General features: G+C 74.2%; 16 protein-coding genes and 1 pseudogene. 4 read left to right on the forward strand and 13 right to left on the reverse strand.

Annotation, left to right across the window (positions count from 1 at the left end; all coding sequences use genetic code 11):
• Window positions 1-18 precede the first annotated feature (18 nt).
• Window positions 19-435 carry a hypothetical protein gene (locus tag IF83_RS0108625; RefSeq protein ID WP_158711016.1) on the reverse strand — a complete coding sequence of 139 codons (417 nt, stop codon included), beginning with the start codon at window positions 433-435 and terminating at the stop codon, window positions 19-21.
• A 638-nt stretch (window positions 436-1,073) separates the two neighbouring features.
• Here IF83_RS0108625 and IF83_RS30020 point away from each other — a divergent pair.
• A complete protein-coding gene (locus tag IF83_RS30020) occupies window positions 1,074-2,093 on the forward strand; it encodes a phosphotransferase (RefSeq protein ID WP_037679156.1) in 1,020 nt (339 codons plus the stop codon).
• Between the two features lie 156 nt (window positions 2,094-2,249).
• On the opposite strand, the gene IF83_RS0108640 is transcribed toward IF83_RS30020, so the two are convergent.
• The 4 genes from IF83_RS0108640 to IF83_RS0108655 form a co-directional block, all read right to left on the reverse strand.
• Window positions 2,250-2,453 (reverse strand): DUF397 domain-containing protein, encoded by a 204-nt coding sequence (locus IF83_RS0108640; protein WP_051722584.1) that lies wholly within the window; start codon window positions 2,451-2,453, stop codon window positions 2,250-2,252.
• On the reverse strand, window positions 2,450-3,292 hold the full coding sequence (locus IF83_RS0108645; protein ID WP_030543483.1) for a helix-turn-helix domain-containing protein: 843 nt from the start codon (window positions 3,290-3,292) through the stop codon (window positions 2,450-2,452). The genes IF83_RS0108640 and IF83_RS0108645 overlap by 4 nt, the downstream gene beginning before the upstream one ends.
• A gap of 231 nt (window positions 3,293-3,523) precedes the next feature.
• Window positions 3,524-4,483: a hypothetical protein gene (locus IF83_RS0108650; protein WP_158711017.1), complete on the reverse strand. Its 960-nt coding sequence runs from the start codon at window positions 4,481-4,483 to the stop codon at window positions 3,524-3,526.
• A 124-nt stretch (window positions 4,484-4,607) separates the two neighbouring features.
• Window positions 4,608-5,201, reverse strand: a complete 594-nt coding sequence (locus tag IF83_RS0108655) for a TetR/AcrR family transcriptional regulator (RefSeq protein WP_030543485.1) — start codon at window positions 5,199-5,201, stop codon at window positions 4,608-4,610.
• Between the two features lie 117 nt (window positions 5,202-5,318).
• Between IF83_RS0108655 and IF83_RS0108660 the strand changes: the two genes are divergently transcribed.
• Together IF83_RS0108660 and IF83_RS0108665 are read left to right on the forward strand one after the other, a co-directional pair.
• Window positions 5,319-5,777, forward strand: coding sequence for a nuclear transport factor 2 family protein (locus IF83_RS0108660; protein ID WP_030543486.1), 459 nt, complete (start codon window positions 5,319-5,321; stop codon window positions 5,775-5,777).
• A gap of 192 nt (window positions 5,778-5,969) precedes the next feature.
• Window positions 5,970-6,908, forward strand: a complete 939-nt coding sequence (locus IF83_RS0108665; RefSeq protein ID WP_030543487.1) for a DUF5996 family protein — start codon at window positions 5,970-5,972, stop codon at window positions 6,906-6,908.
• 161 nt (window positions 6,909-7,069) lie between these two features.
• Here IF83_RS0108665 and IF83_RS0108670 read toward each other — a convergent pair whose 3' ends face one another.
• The 8 genes and pseudogenes from IF83_RS0108670 to IF83_RS0108710 all read right to left on the reverse strand — a co-directional run bounded on the left by IF83_RS0108670 (window position 7,070) and on the right by IF83_RS0108710 (window position 15,475).
• On the reverse strand, window positions 7,070-8,173 hold the full coding sequence (locus tag IF83_RS0108670) for a glycosyltransferase family 2 protein (RefSeq protein WP_051722586.1): 1,104 nt from the start codon (window positions 8,171-8,173) through the stop codon (window positions 7,070-7,072).
• Window positions 8,174-8,904: 731 nt separating this feature from the next.
• A pseudogene (locus tag IF83_RS0108675) lies at window positions 8,905-10,548 on the reverse strand (carbamoyltransferase family protein); the annotation flags it as partial.
• A gap of 385 nt (window positions 10,549-10,933) precedes the next feature.
• Window positions 10,934-12,061, reverse strand: coding sequence for an NAD-dependent epimerase/dehydratase family protein (locus IF83_RS0108680; protein ID WP_244176940.1), 1,128 nt, complete (start codon window positions 12,059-12,061; stop codon window positions 10,934-10,936).
• Between the two features lie 29 nt (window positions 12,062-12,090).
• On the reverse strand, window positions 12,091-12,288 hold the full coding sequence (locus tag IF83_RS0108685) for a DUF2795 domain-containing protein (protein WP_030543491.1): 198 nt from the start codon (window positions 12,286-12,288) through the stop codon (window positions 12,091-12,093).
• An 89-nt stretch (window positions 12,289-12,377) separates the two neighbouring features.
• Window positions 12,378-13,163, reverse strand: coding sequence for a metallophosphoesterase family protein (locus IF83_RS0108690; RefSeq protein WP_051722587.1), 786 nt, complete (start codon window positions 13,161-13,163; stop codon window positions 12,378-12,380).
• Entirely contained in the window at window positions 13,160-13,456 is a 297-nt protein-coding gene (locus IF83_RS0108695; RefSeq protein WP_030543493.1) for a hypothetical protein, read from the reverse strand. Before IF83_RS0108695 ends, IF83_RS0108690 begins: the two co-directional genes overlap by 4 nt.
• Window positions 13,453-14,565: a nucleotidyltransferase family protein gene (locus IF83_RS35625; protein ID WP_107046726.1), complete on the reverse strand. Its 1,113-nt coding sequence runs from the start codon at window positions 14,563-14,565 to the stop codon at window positions 13,453-13,455. The genes IF83_RS0108695 and IF83_RS35625 overlap by 4 nt, the downstream gene beginning before the upstream one ends.
• Window positions 14,566-14,698: 133 nt before the next feature.
• Entirely contained in the window at window positions 14,699-15,475 is a 777-nt protein-coding gene (locus IF83_RS0108710; RefSeq protein ID WP_051722588.1) for an SDR family oxidoreductase, read from the reverse strand.
• A gap of 254 nt (window positions 15,476-15,729) precedes the next feature.
• On the opposite strand from IF83_RS0108710, the gene IF83_RS0108715 reads away from it, so the two are divergent.
• Window positions 15,730-16,287 (forward strand): DUF1990 family protein, encoded by a 558-nt coding sequence (locus IF83_RS0108715; RefSeq protein ID WP_051722589.1) that lies wholly within the window; start codon window positions 15,730-15,732, stop codon window positions 16,285-16,287.
• Window positions 16,288-16,702: the final 415 nt, after the last annotated feature.

Below are 16,702 nucleotides of genomic sequence, written 5' to 3' on the forward strand. Positions count from 1 at the left end.
AACGGAAGGCTCCGGGAATCAGACGAAGTCCAGCAGTCCGACGACGCCCCAGCCGACGAGTGCCACAAGGACCACGGTCACGAACAGGCAGCCGCCGAACTGGGAGCGGAGCTCCTGCTTCCCCTCGTTCCGCTCGGGTTTCCGCGGGTCGTAGACGACATACCTCGGCGGCGGTTCACCGGTGTCCCGCGAATCTCCGGCGAACCGCCGCTCGGCCGGCACCCGGCCGTTGCACCGGTACTCCCTGCCGTCGACGGTGAAGACGTAATGGCTGGAATATCCGCCCGGTTCGTCGAGGGCCACCACTTTTCCGCGCCGGGCAAGAATCATCCACTTGGCCAGAAACCAGATCGCCACGAAAAGCGTCGGGCCGCACAAGGAAATCAGGAGAAGATACGGAAGAGGGTGCGAGTCGTAATAGATATGCGCCAGCATATCCAGACTCTAGCACTTTCCCGGAATCCCACGAAAGGGGAAATAATGGATCCAGAAGCGTCATCTGCTCCACCCATGTCCGCCGCGCAGATCCGCAATATCGGGGATTCCCTGGAGCCGCTCGGGTTCCAGCAGTTGCCCGGAGCCGTGACCGAGCAGGCATGGTGGACCTCACGGCCTCCCACCAGCAGCTTTACTGGAGTCTCCAAGGCGTCAAGGTCGACCTCGAAGCCGTGGTGGTGACGGCAAACGGGTCAGCCTCCTCGGTGCCCAGCTGATCAAGAACCCGTTCACGACGGTGACCGAGCGAGCGGCGTCCGGCTTCTGGCAGCGCGGGGCCTGCGCGCGTCTGACGGACGGCGCTTCCTCGTACCCCTGGTCCGGTCGGTCGCGCCGGACACCGCCATGCAGGATTCCGAGATCGAGCGGATATATGGAGACCTGGAAGTAAAAGGATGCAGTCCGTTCGAGCCGGCCAGCTGCGCGGATATCACGCTCACCCGGAAATCGGACCTGATCAAGCGAGCTTGTTGGCGACGAACGACGAACCTGCGATCAGGACAAGGACATCACGGACGGTGATTCAAGAAGCCGGGAACGCTCGTGCGCGGCCGGGCCACGGCGGGCAGACTGGTGCGGTGCTTCCGCGTCCGGACGAGATCGCCGCCGCCTTCGGCCTGGGACAGCCCCTCGGGGCGCCGCGTCCTCTCGCCAACGGCGATGGTCCGTCGGCCACTTCCGTACTGGCCACCGACCGGGGCCGGTGGGTCGTCAAGACCGGACGGCTCCTCGGCGATTGGCAGTGCCGCCACGCCCACCACGCACACCGTCTGGAGCAGGCGGCCCTCGCGGCCGGAGTCCCGCTGCCCCGCCCCGTCGAGCCGCCCGAGCCGGCCGTCGGCGCCTGGCACCGGTTCGCCGACGGGCCGGAAATCGTGCGGGTCACCCCATGGGCCGAGGGCCACGACCTCCGGACGGCGGACGCGGCGGACACCTCCCTGCCGGACGCGGCCCGCTGGACGGGCGATGTGCTCGGGCGCATCGCGCTGCTCGGCCTGGACGCCGGCACCGACCTGGACGACAACAGCCCCGTGCACCCGATGACCGACTGGCACGCCTGGGTGGCCGAGGCGGAGACCGGCGGCCACGCGGTGGCACGGCCCGCGCGGGCGCTGCTGCCGGTCATCGACGAGGCGACGGCACTGATCCTCCACGCGCTGGAGGAGCGGCCCCGCACCGTCCTCGTCCACGGGGACACCTCCCGCGCCAACATCCTGCGCACACCGGCCGGTTACCTGCTGCTCGACTGGGACTCCGTCACCGCGGAGGTGCCGTGGTGGGAGACCGTGAGCGTGGCCTTCCGGTTCGCGACGCCGTTCAACGGACCGATGGCCGAGGGCGATCCGCGGGTGGTGCGCCCGGTGATCAAGGGCTACCTGGCGCGTGGGGCTCCGGGCGGTCCGGCCGAGGTCTCGGCCTTCGCGGGCCTGCTGCGCAGCCAGCTCGCGAGCCTCGCCTGGTGCCTGTGGCTGTCCCTGGGGCACCGGGGTGCCGGTCCCGCGCAGCGCGCCTTCGGCCTGCGGTTCGTTGCGTCGGCAGCGGAACACCTGCCGCGGGTACTGGCTTCCCTGGAACGGTGGACAGCGCTCCTGCGGTGAGCACGGGCCCGTCCCTCTGGCCATGAGCGGGACCCGGCCGGGTCCCGAGGCAAGCCGCCCCGCGTTCCGCCGGCCGGAACGGACCGTGCCGCCCCTACGGTGCCCGCTGCGCGAGCGCCGGAGGGGCGGCACTGTGGTTCGGCGGGTGGTCCCGTATCAGAGGTTCGCGGCGAACCTCGTGAACGCCGCCCACTCGGCGTCCGCGACCGAGAGGACGGGGCCCGCCTGGTCCTTGGAGTCACGGACATGAACGGTGCCGGGGACGACGGCCACCTCTACGCAATCACCACCGTTTCCCGCACTGTAGCTGCTCTTGAACCATTCCCGACCGGCTATGTGCTGCGGCTTCTCGTCGCTCATAGCTCACTCCGAAGCTTCTCGATGAAGGTCAGCGACTCACGGGGTGTGAGGGCTTGAGCCCGGATGATTCCATAGGTCGATTCCAGCTCCCGCACCCTGCGCTGATCCATGTACAGGCGGCCGTTGCCCTGCACTTCCGTGTAGGCGACCCTCTGCTGCTCCCGGTCCACCATCAAAGTGAAGGGTCCCCCGAGTCCAGCGTGCTCTCCCCGGCCCATGGGCATGACCTGGATGTCCACCGTGCGCTTCTGTCCGATGTGCAGCAACCACTCCATCTGGCCGTCCATGACCGCCCGGCCGCCGATCATGCGGCGCAGCACCGCTTCCTCGATGACAAAGCTCACCAACGGCGCGGGGTTCCGCGAGAAGATCTGCTGCCGGGCCATGCGTGCCGCCACCCGTTGTTCGACCGTGTCGTCGTCCAGGAAAGGACGCCACATGGTGAAGACGGCCCGCGCGTACTCCTCCGTCTGCAGGATGCCCTTGAGTACATGGCAGTCGTAGGCGTGCAATTCGACCGCCTCCGCCTCGATCTTCGCCGCGTCCTGGAAGAACGCCGGATACCTGGCCTTCGCCACCTCGTCCTTCATCGCGCACAGCACGCCGTGCGCGTCGAGAGCGCGGTCCAGCTTCTCGATGAGGTCCGGGCGCGGGATGCGCCGTCCCTGCTCGACCGATGAGATCAGGTCCTCTCCGTACCGGACGCGCTGGCCCAGCTCCGGCTGGGTCAGCCCGGCACGGTCACGGAAGAGCTGCACCTGCTTGCCGAAGCTCCGGATGAAGCCACCCGTGCCGTCGCCGTCCGGCAGCTCCGGCCGCCGCCCCGTTGCGCCTGCCATGTATCCGTACCTCCCGTGCGACTGTTCGCGTTCGCCGCCGACGGTGCTGTGACCGGCCGGCGGCGGTGACGCTACGCAGACGCAAGAGGTCCGGGGGCCGGAAAGCCCCGGGTCCACCCGTCCGGATGATCCGAACTTTCCGCACCGTCAACTTCGGTGCCTGCCCCGGTCCGGGGCGCGACGCAGCCCGGTGCCGTCGGGCCGTCCCGCTTCCCCGCCGCCTGCGCGGGCTCAGCCCCAGTACCACTCCTCCAGGCCGAGGGCCGGGAGGACGAAGCGGCCGTCGTCGCCGCAGCTGATATCGCGGACCTTCAGGTCGGCCGGGCTCTTGGCGCCGCGGACCCGGGCGTCGGCGACGACGATGCGGGCCAGCGCCGTGCCGCTGCGGCGGTCCGGGTCGGGGAAGGCCGCCTTCCAGCGCTGCCCGATTCGCTGCTGCCAGCCCAACGCGCGCATGGCGGAGGCGTGTTCGGGGCTGTCGTCGCCGTCGTGGTCGTCGACGTACGCGAACAGGCCCGTGCCCGGGGTGAAGCCGACCACGCCGCCGCGGTTGTCCTCGGCGCAGTGGTGGAGCTGGAAGCCCGCCCAGTCGTCCACCGTCGCGGGCAGTTGCTCGCTCCAGGCGCCCAGCAGCATCCCGAGCGACTCCTCCAGCAGCGGCCAGCTCGTGACGGGGGCCGCCACCGGCAGCAGGCCCAGGCAGTCGCAGCCGCCCACCAGCCGTTCTCCCGGGTGACGGTGGAGCTGCCAGAGGTAGGGCAGCATGTCGTGGGACGGCACCTGCTCCTCGCCGTCTCCGACGCCGTGGTCGAAGTACCAGGCGTCGAGGCGCTCCAGGGGCCCGGTGTGGTGCACCGTCAGGTCGGCGCCCGCGCTCCAGCCCTCCAGGACCAGCGTGTGCCGCTCGTCGCGCCACCGGACCTGCGGGCCCTTCGCCGAGCCGCCGCACCAGGCCGGCGCGCCGAGCCGGGCCTCGATGACGGCCGTCAGCTCACGGAAGGCGCGGGCCCGCTCGGGCACGCCGCTGCCGAATCCGAACTCCCTTACGCGTAGGGCGTTGTAGCCGAGGTCGGTCTGCGTCGGCCGCCGGAACAGCCGTTCGGCGAGGTCCGCCACCCTCTCCCGCTCGTCCCGGCTCAGCGCCGGCACTCCGTTTCCGTCCGCCATGCCCGGTTTCCCCGTATCGGTCATGGGGTCAGCCTGCCAGCCCGCCGCGGCGCGGTGACAGCCAGGGCGGCGGCACGGCCGGTGCGGCGGCGGGTCGCTGCGGCTTCCCGGCAGGCGGCCCGGTGTTCGCGCCCGAGGCCGCATCGGGTCACGGTGCGGCCGTGCGCGCGGCGGACAGCAGGGTCTCCGCCGCGGTGCGGGCGTGTCGTGCCGCCGCCGGATCGCCGGTCATGGCGGCGGTGGTGATGGCGCCGTCGGCCAGCAGGACGAGCTGACGGGCGAGCACCGCCGGATCGGCCGGCGTCAAGTCCGCCACCGCAGCGGCCTCTTCCACCAGAGCGGTCATATACGCCAGGAAGGACAGCTTGTGATCCCTGGCCGCCTGCGCGGCGCCCGGGGAGAGCGCGGCCAGTTCGCTGTACGCGTTGATGAACGCACAGCCCCGGAAGCCGGGTTCGGCGAACCACTCCCCCAGCCAGTCGAAGACCAGCAGCGGCCGTTCCGCCTGGTCGCCGGCGTGCCGGGAGACGTGGTCGGCGAGGGCGGCCCGCCAGCGCTCGTCGCGGCGGCGCAGACAGCTCTCCACCAGGTCGCCCTTCGAGGGGAAGCACTGGTAGAGCCGCTTGAGGGAGACTCCGGAGGCGGTGCGCAGCTGGTCCATGCCGACGGCTTGGATGCCGCGCTCGTAGAACAGCCGCTCCGCGGCGTCGAGCAGCCGTTCGCGGGCCTCGTCCGCGTGCACCGCGCCCCCTTCTTCTTCCCTTCTCCCGCCTGGAGAACGGTCGTTCCCTAGACTAGCCGCAAGCCGGGAGAACGACCGTTCTCCCTGTCGTTCCAGTGGAGTTGGGAGAGAACCGCCATGGCATCACGGCCGCCGTTCCCGCCGTTCGACGAGGACACCGCCGCCCGGAAGGTCCAAGCCGCCGAGGACGCGTGGAACACCCGCGACCCCGAACGCGTCGCCCTCGCCTACACCGAGGACTCGGTCTGGCGGAACCGCGATGTCTTCGTCACCGGCCGGGACGCCATCACGGAGTTTCTGCGCGAGAAGTGGCGGCGGGAGCTGGACTACGCGCTGCGCAAGGAGCTCTGGGGCTTCCGGGGCGACCGCATCGCCGTCCGCTTCCAGTACGAGTGCCGGGACGCGGACGGCCGGTGGTGGCGCGCTTACGGCAACGAGCTGTGGGAGTTCACCGGGGAGGGCCTGATGCGGCGCCGGGAGGCGAGCATCAACGACGTGCCCATCACGGCGGCCGAACGGCGCATCTTCGGCCCGCGCCCGGAGTCGGAGCGGGAGGCGCCCCTGCCGGTGCGCTGACCGGGCGGCGGCCGGGGGGCGCCCCCCGGCCGGGGCGCCGCCGCCCGCGTTACGCCGTCCGGGTCCGGCCGGGTGCCGTCCGTGAACGGGCCGACCATCATGGAACCGGCCCGGCCGGGCCACCGGGACGGGCCCGTCGGCGGATCCCGGCCCGGATGCCGGACGGGCCGGAGTTGACGGAGGGTGCCGATGATGCCGCTGTTTCCGCCGATGCCGCTCGCGGAGTGGCGGGGGACCAAGGAGACGCTGCACCGGTTCGCACAAGTCGTCGGCAAGATCCGGCTCGCCGCGAGTGTCCGGCGCAACCACTGGTGGAACGTCCCGTTCCATGTCACCGGGCGCGGGATCACCAGCCGTCCCATGGGGCAGGCCGACGGCAATCCGGTCTTCACGATCGACTTCGACTTCGTGGACCATCAGCTGGTCGTCGCGGCCCTGGACGGCCGGGCGTCGTCCTTCCCCCTCTACGGCCGGTCCGTGGCGTCGTTCCACGACCGGACCCTCGCGGCCCTGGCCGGTCTGGGCGTGCGGACGCAGATCCGTTCGCCCCGGCCGTTCGACCTGCCGGACTCGGGCCGGCTGTTCAGCGAGGACACCCAGCACGCGGAGTACGACCCCGTGCAGGCGCATCGCTACTGGGTCGTACTCAGCCAAGTGTCGCTGGTCCTGGAGGAGTTCGCGGCGCGGTACTCCGGGAAGGCCAGCCCCGTCCACCACTTCTGGCACACCTTCGACATCGCCCACACCCGGTTCTCCGAGCGCCGCGTCGAACAGCCGCCCGAGGCCGACCCGGTGACCCGGGAGGCGTACTCCCGTGAAGTGGTCAGCTTCGGCTTCTGGTTCGGGGACGACACCTTCGCCGAGCCCGCCTTTTACTCCTACACCGCGCCGGAACCCGCGGGACTGGCCGGGGAACCGCTCAGTCCGGTGCCGGCGCGGTGGGTCGACCGGGGGGACAGCCATCTGGCGGTCCTCCGCTACGACGACGCCCGCGCCGAGCGCGATCCGCGCGCCGCCGTGCTCGCCTTCTACGAGAGCGCGTACCGGGCCGGGGCCGGCCGGGCCGGCTGGGACATCGACGGGCTCGCCTGCCCCGGAGGGATCACGGACCCGCTGCTGCACCACGCGTGAGGGCCCGGGTCGTGCGGTCGAGGGCCGGGTGCGGCGACGCCGTTGGCGCCGCACCCGGCCCTCACCCTGCCACCGGGATCGCCGAGCCCGGGGTCTCTCCCCCGCTTCTCCCGCCTCCGCCGCCTCTACCGCGCCGACCGTGTCCCCCCGGGTCGGCCGGATCAGCGGACCGGGCCGTCCATGCGCTTCCGGTCCGCGTGGCCGGTGCCGTTCGGCGGCGGCGGGCCCGGTTCCCGGGGCCGCTCACGGCGGTGCCGCAGCAGGCCCCGTGTCCAGTGCCAGGCCGCGACCGGCGGGATCACGGCGCTGGTGAGCGCCATGGTGGTGATCTCGTCCCGGGTGCGCGGGCCGGGCAGGATGCGGGCCGCGGCGAATTCCGCCGTGCCGGCCAGCCACAGTGCCGCGGACACCGCCGCCGCGCGCGGACGCCGGGCGGCGGTGAGGGCCAGGGCGCCGGCGCCGGCCGCCGTCACCGCCAGGTGCCGGGGCAGCCGCCCGCGCGGCGCTCCGGCGCGGGCCCACCAGCCGCGGCCGTGCAGCCGGTTCATGAGGACGTCGTCGGCGTTTCCGGCCTGGGTGCGCACGGAGACCCAGCGGCCGGCCGGACGCACCGGGTGGGTGGTGCGGCGGCTGCCGATGGCCAGGTTCCAGCCGGCGTCGAGGGCGCGCAGGGCCAGGTCGGCGTCCTCGCGGAAGGCGCGCGGGAAACGCTCGTCGAAGCCGCCGAGGGCTTCGAGGGCGGAGCGCCGGTAGGCCATGTCGGCGGTGATCCACTGGGAGGTGGCGAGCCCGGCCGTGTTGCGCTCCCAGTCGGTGGGCGGGCGGTCCTGCGGGAGGGGGACGGTGATCCGGGCCTGGATCCCGGCCGTCGCGGGGCCCGCGGCGGCCAGATCGGCCGCGAGGTCCGTCGCCCAGCGGGGGCCGGGCAGGACGTCGTCGTCCAGGAAGACGATCCACGGCTCGGGTGCGGCCTCCCAGCCGGTGTTGCGGGCGGCGGCGGGTCCGCCGGCGCAGCCGGGGATGCTCCTCACCAGCGCCTGGAAGCGGTCCGGGATGTCGACGGCCAGGGGGGTGGAGTCGTACGGGGGCCGGTCGTCGACGAGGACGATCCGCCGGGGCGGCGGCCCGCCGGCGTCGACGGCCGCGGCGAGGGCTCGCAGGCAGGCGCCGAGGCTGGGCCGGCCGAGGGTGGGGATGACGACCGCGTACTCCGGGTCCCGCGATCCCCGCGGCCCCCGCGGTGTGTGCGGTGCGGGGCCGCTCATCGGGGCGTCCCCGGGGTGCTCGCGCCGCCGCCCGGGGTACCGCCCGGCGATCCCTCGGGTGATCCGTCCGGTCCCGCCGCGCCGGTGACACCGTCCGCCCCGGCTCCGGTGACGCCCGGGACGGTTCCGGTGACGCCCGCGCCGGTTCCCGCGATGCCGGGGACGGTCCCCGTCGTGCTCGGGACGGCGCCGGCAACACCTGCTCCGGTGAAGCCCGTTCCGGCTTCGGTAACGCCGTGCGGCCCAGCTCTGGTGACGCCCGGGCCGGTTCCCGTGACGCCCGCGCCGGTTCCCGCCATACCGGGGACGGTCCCCGCCGTGCTCGGGACGGCCCCGGCAACGCCTGCTCCGGTGAAGCCCGTTCCGGCTTCGGCGACGCCCGGCCCGGACCCGGCAACAGGTGTGCTCGTGACGCCCGTTCCGGCTTCCGTGCCGCCCGCCCCGGCTCCGGCAACAGGTGTGCCGGCGACGCCCGGCCCGGCTTCCATGCCCCCCGGGCCGGCCCCGGCATCAGCCGCGCCGGTGACGCCCGTTCCGGCGCCGGTGCGGGCCGCTCCGCCGACGGCCGTTCCGGCGCCCGTGCCCGCCACCGGTTCGCGGACCGGTGTCGTCCGGACCGGGCGGGCCGACACGCCGTCCGGCGTGCCGTAGGACGGGACGGAGCCGGCGGCCGCGAAGCCCTCCGCGTCCGTCGCGGACAGCGGTTCGGCGGCGGACGCCGCGTCCGGCCGCCCGCCCGCGAAGAACGTGCCGCGCCGGACCACGAAGGGGCCGATGGCGAGCAGGTCGACCGGCGAGGAGCCGAAGCACTCCAGGGCGTCGCGCGGGTCGTCCACCATGGGCCGGCCGGCCGTGTTGAGGCTGGTGTTGACGACGACGGGCAGTCCGGTCCGCCGTTCGAAGGAGCCCAGCATCCGGGCGACCAGGGGTTCGCTCACCGGGTCGACGGTCTGGATGCGGGCGGTGCCGTCCACGTGCACGACGGCCGGGATGCGGTCCCGCCACTCCTCGGCCACCTCGTGCACGAAGAGCATGTACGGGCTGGGCATCGGCCCGTCGAAGATCTCGGGGGCGCGGTCGGCGAGGACCATCGGCGCCACCGGGCGGAACTGCTCGCGGCCCTTGACGTCGTTCAGCCGCTCCAGATTGCCGGAGCGGCCCGGGTGCGCCAGCAGCGACCGGTGTCCGAGGGCCCGCGGCCCGTACTCCGAGCGGCCCTGGAACCAGGCGACGATCTGGTCGTCCGCCAGTGCCTCGGCCACCGTCTCCGCGACGTCGGCGGGCCGCTCGTAGGGGACGGCGGCGGTCTTCAGCCAGCCCTCCAGTTCGGCGTCGGACCAGCGGCGGCCGAGGTCGGCCCCGGCCAGGGGCTCGGTGCGGTCGCCGCCGCTCGCCGCGAGGTACAGCGCGCCGCCGAGGGCCGTGCCGGCGTCACCGGAGGCGGGCTGCACCCACACCCGGTCGAAAGGGCCCTCGCGCGCGATGCGGGAGTTGGCCACGCAGTTGAGCGCCACTCCCCCGGCCATGGTCAGCAGGGAGTCGTGCGTCCGGCCGTGCAGCCAGCGCGCCAGATCGAGCAGCGTCTCCTCCAGGCATGCCTGGGCGCTGGCGGCCAGGTCCGCGTGTTCCTGCGTCCACGCCTCGCCCGGGCGGAGCGGGGAGCTGAGCTCGGCCCAGGGCACGCCTGCGGCGCGGAAGCCGCCGTCGCCGGTGGCGTACACGTACTTCCGCAGCTCGCCGAGCATGCGCGGGGTTCCGTAGGAGGCGAGGGCCATCACCTTGTACTCGTCGGAGGAGCGCAGGAAGCCCAGATGCTCCGTCAGTTCCTCGTACACGAGGCCGAGCGAGTGCGGCAGCTCCTGCCCGTACAAGGGCTCGATGCGGTCGCCGACACGTCGTCCGGCCAGGTGTGACGTGGCCTCGCCGCGGCCGTCGAGGACGAGGACGGAGGAGGTCTCGGCGCCCGGCGCGGCCAGCGCGCTGGAGGCGGCGTGCGCCATGTGGTGCGGGACGAACCGCACCTTCTCCGGGTCGAGTCCGGGCAGCGCGGTGTGCAGGAAGTTGGGCGCCTCGCGGGCGTAGGCGAGCCGCAGGTGGTCCCAGGGGTCGTCCAGGCCCATCGTGTCGGCGGGCCGGGCGAGATGGGGGTCGAAGGAGTACGCGATCGCGTCCAGGTCCTGCGGTCGCAGGCCGGCCTCGGCCAGGCACCAGGCCGCGGCCTTCTCCGGGAGTTCCCAGGCGGAGAAGGGCAACGGGCGCTTGCCGTGCTTGCGCCGCGAGAAGCGTTCCTCCTCGGCGGCGGCGACGGTGTGGCCGTCGATGACGAGCGCCGCGGCGGGGTCGTGGAAGAGAGCGTTGATTCCGAGGATGCGCATGGGTTTCCGCTCTTTCGGCGGCCGGGGCCGCGATGTTCCGGTGGACGGGAAAGGACGGGGACGGTTGGTGAAAGGGGACGGGAGCTGAGCCTGCGGGACCCAAGGGGCGTGCCCGCCCGGGGAGTTGGGCGCGGGATGCGCCCGTTCCGGGCGGAACCGGACGGGGCGCGGGCCGCGCGCCGGACCGTGCCGAGCCGGGTCTTCCGCGCCGGCACCGCTCGACCGCTCGTCGCGGAGTACCTGCCCGGCGGCCGGTCCGGGGGCCGGTCCGGGGGCCGGTCCGGGGGCCGGGCGGCCCGGGTGGCGGACCCGGCCGCCGGACCGCGGTGCCCGGGCCGGAGGGGGCCGGCCCCGGCCGCCGCCGGCGGGCCCGGTGGCGGGCCGCTCAGGCGGCCTCCGCCCCGGGCCGGGCCCGCTGCCGGTACCACGCGATGGTGCGGGCCAGCCCTTCACCGGCGTCGACGAGCGGCGCCCATTGGAGCTTGCCGCGGGCCAGGGTGATGTCCGGGCAGCGCACGGCCGGGTCGTCCGTCGGCCGGGCGATGAAGCGGACCGTCGACGGGGAGCCGGTGAGGTCGATGATCTTGTGCGCCAGCTCCAGCATGGTGATCTCGTCGGGGTTGCCGAGATTGACGGGCCCGAGGAGGTCCGAGCCGGCCATGGCGAGGATGCCCCGGACGGTGTCGTCGACGTAGGCGAGGGAGCGGGTCTGCCGGCCGTCACCGGTGACGGTCAGCGGTTCGCCGGCCAGCGCCTGGCGGATGAAGGTGGGCACGGCGCGCCCGTCGTGGCCGCGCATCCGCGGGCCATAGGTGTTGAAGAGCCGGACGATGCCGGCGTCCGTGCCGCGCGCCCCGGCCTCCGCGGTGGTCAGCGCCTCGCCGAAGCGCTTGGCCTCGTCGTAGACGCTGCGCGGGCCGACGGGGTTGACGTTGCCCCAGTAGCGCTCGTTCTGCGGATGCTGCAGCGGGTCGCCGTAGACCTCCGAGGTGGAGGCGAGAACGAAGCGGGCCCCCCGTTCGCGGGCGAGTGCCAGCGCGTTGCGGGTGCCGAGGCTGCCGGTGTCCAGGGTGTGCAGCGGCAGCCGCAGATAGTCGGCGGGCGAGGCCGGGGACGCGAAGTGCAGGACGAGGTCCACCGGTCGGGGGACGTATCCGGCGAACGGTTCGCCGACGTCGGCCCGCAGCAGCGTGAACCCGGGGTGGTCCCGCAGGTGCGCGATGTTTCCGGGGGTTCCGGTGGAGAAGTCGTCCACGCAGGTGACGGCGGTCCCCTCCGCCAGCAGGGCCGTGCACAGATGGGAGCCGACGAAGCCGGCTCCGCCCGTGACGACGGCGTGTTCCCAGCGGCGGCCGCCGACCCCCGCCGGTACGGCCCCGGCGGCCGGCTGTCCGGGCCGCGCCGCGGCCGTGTCCGTCACCGCGCCGGCCGGGTCCGTGCCGGGGCCGGCGGCACCGGCGGGCATGTCCGGCCCGCCGGCTCCGGGTATCGCTGCCTTCTCGGCGGCGTCCATGGGAAGGTCTCCTTTCCGCACCGGCCGGCTCACTGCTCCTGGGCCACGGCCTTCTCGACCTGGTCGGGGCCGGTGAACTTCTTCTGGCCGAGGCTCTGGATCTTCTCGACGACCTTGCGGTCGGCCCCGTTGCTCTCGGCCAGCGAGGCGAGGGACTTCCGGTCAGCCGGGTAGTCGGCGCCCTTGAGAGCCTTCTGCAGTTCGATCGGGTTGACCTTCTCAGCCATGTCTCCTCCTGAGGTACGGAGTGCGCGGCGTCACGGGTGACGGCCGCCCGTCCGCAGTACCCGGACCGGGCCGGACCAATCAGCGGTCCTCAGGACATGCCCCGGTCGGCGTACGCGGGCCGCCCCTCCCTCGCTGCTGCTCCGGCTTCCGTGCCGCACGCCAGGTGGTAGACCGCGAAGGCGCGCCGGATGACGGGCTGGGCGACGTTGCGCACCAGCACCCCGCCGCCCGTCATGCCGTGCTCCGTGCCCAGATGGGCGTGGCCGTGCACGGCCAGGTCGGCGCCGGCGCCGTCGATGGCCTCGGCGAGCTGGTAGCTGCCGAGGAAGGGGTAGATCTCCTCGGGCTCCCCGGCGAGCGTGTCGCGCACGGGTGAGAAGTGGGTGAGCGCGATCCGCAGGACGCACTCCCGCCCGGCCAGGCTCTCCAGCTCCCGGTGCAGGCTGTCCGCGCTGAGCCGGGTGGAGCGGACGAACGCCTTCATCTCCGGTTCGCCGAACTCCCCGGCGCTCCGCCCCGCGAAGCCGCCGCAGAAGCCCTTCACGCCCGCGATCCCGACGGCCGTGCCGTCCACGCGCAGCACCGTGCTGCCGCCCTCGAGCACGGTCGCGCCGGCGGAGCGCAGGATGTCCGCGACCTCCTCCGGCCGGTCGTCCTGGTAGTCGTGGTTGCCGAGGACGGCGACGACCGGCACGGGCAGCCCGGCGATCTCCTCCGCGACGACGCGGGCCTCCTCCGGGGTGCCGTGCCGGGTGAGGTCCCCGGCGAGCAGGAAGAGATCGGCGTGGTCGCCGAGGGTTTCGAAGGCCGGGCGGAGCAGCCCGCGGCTGTCCGGGGCCATGTGGATGTCGCCGACGGCCGCGACGCGGATCATGACAGTTCCTCCGGGCGGTCGGGGGCCCTGTGGTCGGTCAGGCCGATGTCGCTGTGGACGGGGACGTCCGGCAGGACTTCCGCGACGATGCGCAGGATCTCCTCCCGGTTCGCGGCCGAGGGGACCGTGCCGGTCAGCAGCAGGCTGCCGCCGCGCATCTCCAGGCGGATGCCCATGTCGCCGCTGCCCTCCCTCGCCAGCCGTTCCTGGAGGTGGGCGAGCCGGTACTCGGTGGTCGCGGTGGCGCCGTCCCGGTCGCCGCCGGCTGCTGCCCCCGCGTGGTGGTGCGTCATGCCCGGTGTCCTTCCGGCCGTTGCCGCCCTTCGCCCGGCGGCGTCGCCGCCCGCGGCGTTCCGTGCGGCGTTTCGTGCGGTGTGCCGTGCGGTGTGCCGTCGGGGGTGGGCCGGCTGCCGTCGCCGTCTCCGCTCCCGTCTTCGCTCCCGCTCGCGTCCGCGGCCGCTGGGCCCGGGCCGCGCGGGGCGATGACGCCGAGGCGTTCGAGGAGGTAGAGGAAGGCGTCGGGCATCGGCGCGGTCCCGCAGACGCGGCGCACCCGGACCCAGTCGATCTTCTCCCGCAGGGTGCGGGCCAGCGGCAGCACGGCGCTGAAGTCGCAGTGGTGTTCGGAGAGGGCGTTGAGCAGCCCGATGAGGAGGTCCGTCGGTGCCAGAACGGGCATCACGACGGAGTCCACCGGCAGGATCTCGGCGCGGCCCAGGAGTTCCGGGGTCACCGGGAGCTGCTTGAGCTCATAGATGAGATCGACGTCCTGGCCCCGGCAGCGGGCCTTGAACAGCCAGTCCTCGGGCGGGTCGTAGACGGGGAGGCCGGCTTTGCGCAGGGTGCCGGCGACCGCTTCGGCGTCCTCGGGGAGCACGCAGAAGTCGGCGTCGTGTTCGAGCCGGGCCATGTTGCCGTGCGCGTACGCGGCCACGCCGCCGGCCAGCGCGAAGGGGTGCCCGGCGGCCTTCAGCAGCCCGGCCACGTGCTTGGTGGCGTCCAGGATCGCCTGCATGCGGTCGGGGGCCGGGGCCTCGTAGCCGCGCGACTCCCCGTACGCGTGAAGGTGCCCGTACGGGCCGCCGTGGCCGGCGCCCGGGCCGTCCGGGCCGTCGTGGCCCGGTTCTCCGCCGGGCCGGCCGTACCCGGCGCGGCCGTATGGCTCGCCGTACCCGCCGTACCCGCCGTGGCCGGAGGGGTCGCCGCCGCCCGGCAGCGGCCCGCTCCACGGCGGCCCGCCGTTACGGGCCCGCGCCCCCGGGGCGCCGGGGGCCGCGGGGGCGCCCGAAGCGGCGGGGGCCACCGGGGTCCGCGGGGCCTCCGACGCGCGGCGGGGGCCGGAGGCGGCCGTGCCGGCGCGGCCCGTGCCGGAGACGTCGCGCGGTTTCCGGTCCACCGTCACTCCGCCTCTCCTCGCTCGCCGTTCCGCTTCCCGTCCCGCTTTCCGCTTCCCTCCCGCCGCCCGCCCCTCGCCCCGGCCCGACGGCCGTCCGGGTCCCGGCGGACGCCGTGCCGCCGCTCGCTCTCGCCGCGCGTCACGGCCAGGAGGTCTCGCAGCGCGGGACCACCACCAGTTCGGGGATGACGCTGCCCGACGGCACCGACAGGGCGTAGAGCACCGCGTCGGCGACGATGTCGGGGCTCTGCAGCTTGGTGGTGTCGGCGTCGGGGAAGCGGTCGAGGACGAAGGGGGTCTCCATACCGCCCGCGATGACGCCCGTGACGCCGATGCCCAGGCAGTCGCGCTGGGCCTCCTTGAACAGCGTGTGGGTGAAGGCGCGCAGCCCCGACTTGCCCGCCGCGTAGGGGCCGGCCTCGGTCCAGGTGCGGTTCGAGGCCGTGGAGAGGATGTTCACGATGTGGCCGCTGCCGCGGGCCACCATCCGCCGGTAGACCTCCAGGCACAGGTACATCGGGCCGAGCAGATTGGTGCCGATGACCCGGGTGACCTCCTCGGCGGACAGATGCTCGATCGGCTTGGAGACGTCCACGGCGGCGTTGTTGACGAGGATGTCGAGGGGCCGTCCCACCTGGTCGAGGTCGCGGAAGAACCGCGCCGCCACGGCGGGTTCGCGGACGTCGAGCTCGGTGTAGCGGGCCTGGTGGCCCTCCGCCTTGAGTTCGCGGCACAGGTCCTCGGCGAGTTCGCGCCGGACGTCCGCCACGTCGACGGCGGCGCCCGCCCGCGCCAGCGCCCGGCTGATCGAGGCGCCCAGGCCGCGGGCTCCGCCGGTCACCATGGCGTTCTTCCCCGCCAGATCCACCGGTGCGGTGGCGTGCGCCGCTGTCTTCTGCGCTGTCGTGCTGCCCATCGCGGTCCTCCCGGATGTGCTGGTGCTCGGCGGCTGCCCGGCCGGGTGGGCCGGCGGGCCCGGCTCTCGGGGCCTGCGGTTCGCGGTAACCCGCACAGACCAGGACAAACCGAATGTCACTGATATGCCGGGCGGACGTCACGGAGGGTGCGGCGGCCGGACGCCTCCCCCGGGCTCCTCCCGGAGGTGCCTCCCCCGCTCCCCGGCGGGCACCGCCCGCCCGGGGGCACGGCCGGGGAGCCTATATTCCGGTCATGGCCCGTGACACCGAAGAGGCGTACCGAGCGGCGTGCGCCGCCGAGCCGACGTATCCGGAGACCGGCGCCACCCGGGGCGGCCCGCTCCCCGCCGGATACCCGCTGCGGGTCCGGCGCTCCCTGCGGATCGGCGGCGGCCCGGAGGTCTTCGAACGGGCCGGTGCCTTCGTCCTCGGCTGGGGACCGCAGCGCGCCGCCGGCCTCGCCCCGTACCCCGGCACGCCCGCCGAGGAGGGCGGCACGGTGCTGCTGCTCCCCCGCCCCGGCGGTCTGCCGCTGCCGGGGCCCCTGATCCCCTGCCGCGTGGTGTGGACAGAGCACGGGCCGGACCGGACCGGCTTCGCCTACGGCTCGCTGCCGGGCCATCCGGAGTGCGGGGAGGAATCGTTCACCGTGATCCGCGACGCCGACGGCGCGGTGCGCGTCGAGATCGCGGTCTTCTCCCGCGCCGCCGCCTGGTACACCCGGCTCGCCGGGCCGGTCGCCCGCGGGGCCCAGCGGCTGGCCCTGGAGCGCTACCTGCGATCCGTCGCCCGGGCCGTCCGCGCGGGGTGAGCCGGAGCCTCCCGCCGCCGTCCGGTGGCCGGCCGCCGGGACGGACGACGCCCGCGGGACGGGGCCGTACCGGAAGGGGGCCGCGCCCGGAGCGGCCGTGCCCGGGAGCGGGCCGCGCCGGAGTGGTCCCCGGACCGGGGCCCGGCTCTCGCAGTGCCGGGCCCCGGACCGGGATGCCGGGGAGAGGAGTCCGGCATACCGGCCCGGCCGCCGGGGCCGCCCGGAGACGGCCGGCGGGGCGGGGCCAACGGCGGCCATCCTCACAGACACCCCGCGCCCGGCGACAGCCGGACCACCGCTCCTCGCGCCGCGCACGGCCCAACTCCCGCCGGGCGCGCGGCTCCAGCGGCCGCGGTGGCTTTGCTCACACGGCCGGGGCGGGACGCCCGTCTCCCCCGCCCGGGCCCGCCCTCGC

The sequence above is a fragment of the Streptomyces albus subsp. albus genome, assembly GCF_000719865.1.
GTDB lineage: Bacteria > Actinomycetota > Actinomycetes > Streptomycetales > Streptomycetaceae > Streptomyces > Streptomyces albus_E.